This window comes from Mycobacterium palustre, from assembly GCF_002101785.1.
Lineage (GTDB): Bacteria > Actinomycetota > Actinomycetes > Mycobacteriales > Mycobacteriaceae > Mycobacterium > Mycobacterium palustre.
Genome location: NZ_LQPJ01000019.1, coordinates 1 through 2,152 on the forward strand (window position 1 = coordinate 1; position 2,152 = coordinate 2,152).

Here is a 2,152-nt window from a genome sequence, read left to right on the forward strand (position 1 = left end):
TCGGTGAACACCATGGCCTACCTGCTGGAAACGATGCGCGACACCGGTTTTGCGCCCGAGCTCGGGTCAGCGGTGTTTCTTCGCCGCGGCGAGAACCCTCGCAGTATCGCCAGAAACCCCCGTCCCTTCCCTCCTGACGTGATCGAACGCGTCGACCGCCTCATTGTCGAGAACCCGCTCGTCGACCCGACTGTCCGCACGATGGTCGCCACCACGCGGTGGGCCGGCTGCCGCATCTCCGAGCTGGTGTCCCTGCCGATTGACTGCCTACGGCACAACGACGGCGGCTACTGGATCGAGTACTGGATGACGAAAACCCAAGCGTGGCGGCGATTCCCAATCCCCGACTCTCTTGCCGATCGTCTCCTCGAACAACAGCGCCGAGTACGTTCCGAATTCGGCGACGCGGCATCGCTGCTGTTTCCCGGCAAGCGGTCCAATGCTGCGGCAGGCGTCACCAAGCCGTGGTCAACCAGCGGCCTGCGCCACCATCTGTCCGCGCTGTTCGACGAGCACGGCATCACTTCATCAACGGTTACCGGCGAGCCGATCTCCGGCGGGGATGTACATCGGTTCCGCCACACCGTCGGAATGACCCTGTTGAACAACGGCTGGACCCAGCAGGAGGTGCGCGACTTCCTCGGCCATGCATCTGACACGATGACCTCAGCCTACGCCCGCATCACCGATGAAACCCTCGCTCGCAAGGCCCGCGAATTCTGGGCCAAACAGGACACCGGCAACACCAGGGTCGACGCGGGAGTCGAACGGCTGCGCGCGAAGTTCACCGCGGCACTGCCCAACGGCTTCTGCCGGCTCCCTGCAGCGCAGAAGTGCGACTTCCGGCCGAACCCCTGCCAGGACTGCTCCTTCCACGACCCCGGCGGCCGGGCCTTCCTCGGCACGCATATCTTGCACCGCGATCAATTGCGCGCCGTCATCACCGAGGCAAGCGCCGCCAACGAGCCGGAAGTCGTCGCATTGAACCAACCCATGCTCGACAAGGTGGAGAAGATCATCGCCGAACTCGAGAATGAATCTCCACCGGAGGACACGAGTGAGCCAGAAGACGGATCGCGCTAACCGGGTCGAACGGTTGGCCGCTGCGGCCGCCGCGCGCACGGCCGAAGCTGAGTCCAGGGCACGCCGCGCCATCATCAAACTCGAAACCGCCGGCCAGCCAGTATCTTTCGTCAGCGTTGCGCGGACCGGGCGCGTCTCCACGAGCTTTCTTTACCAGCACCTTGAGCTTCGCGAAGAGATTGTGCGCCACCGCAACCATTCACGACGCACGCCCCGGCCCGCCCCCGAGAAGGCGTCGGCGGACTCACTGCGCGCCAAGCTGCGCGTCGCGATGGACCGCTGCGCTGCCCTCACAGCTGAGGTCGCCGAGCTGCGGGCTGAGAACGAAGCGCTTCGAAGCACCCTTATTGCGCGCGGACCGTAGCAGCGGCCCTGTCAGGTGTTGTCGTCATGGTGGTGCGCCGCAAGGTACGTACCCCGGCCCGCAACCTTAATCGCCCCTGAGCGTCGAAGGTGGGTGACCGCCCGGTCCACCGTGCTGCGAATGCGCTCCGGGTCGGGAATCGATTCCGCTTTAGCGGCGAGGTGCACGATGTCCATCTTCGACAGTGCGGTGGCTCCGCTGGCCGAAAGTATGTCGTGCACAACGTCGTTCGCTTTTTCGCTGAAGCCGCGAAGCCTGGCGCGGAGCAGCAGCTCTTGGTGCTCGGCTTCGTACGCGGGATGGACCCAGACCGCTCCAGCGCGCAACTTGGCCGCTCCGCTTGGCTTGACGCTGGCCGTTCCAGAGCGGATTCTTCCAGGCGCTGCCGGCGCCCAACTCCAATCTTCCATCGCCAGTTCGGCGATCATCACCGCCACGATCTGCGTAGGGGCCCGCTGCTGAATCGCGATGGTTTGATCCGCATCGAGCACGAACTGAACGATGCAGAACCATCCAGCGCGCGGGCCATGGGTCTGCCATCCACTCGGGTATCGGCTAGCCTTGACTTCTAGTCCTCCCTTGGTGCCGTGTTGCACGCTGTTGCCTGGGTAGACGCCGTGGGGTACCAGATCGGGGTACCCGTTGTGGTATTCGTTGCGATCAAGAGCACGGGATTGGCGGTGTATCCCGTCGACGATTGCGCGG

Annotated in this window: 3 protein-coding genes; 2 read left to right on the plus strand and 1 reads right to left on the minus strand. The window is 64.4% G+C overall.

Annotated features, from left to right (window positions below):
- Together AWC19_RS01380 and AWC19_RS01385 are read left to right on the plus strand one after the other, a co-directional pair.
- Positions 1–1,083, plus strand: a 1,083-nt coding sequence (locus AWC19_RS01380; protein ID WP_142280912.1) for a tyrosine-type recombinase/integrase, incomplete at its 5' end; no start/stop codon positions are given.
- Positions 1,058–1,447, plus strand: a complete 390-nt coding sequence (locus tag AWC19_RS01385; RefSeq protein WP_224153458.1) for a DUF6262 family protein — start codon at positions 1,058–1,060, stop codon at positions 1,445–1,447. The genes AWC19_RS01380 and AWC19_RS01385, both read left to right, overlap by 26 nt.
- 11 nt (positions 1,448–1,458) lie before the next feature.
- On the opposite strand, the gene AWC19_RS01390 is transcribed toward AWC19_RS01385, so the two are convergent.
- Positions 1,459–2,152 (minus strand): hypothetical protein (locus tag AWC19_RS01390; RefSeq protein ID WP_211284816.1); only part of this gene is annotated, 694 nt, incomplete at its 5' end.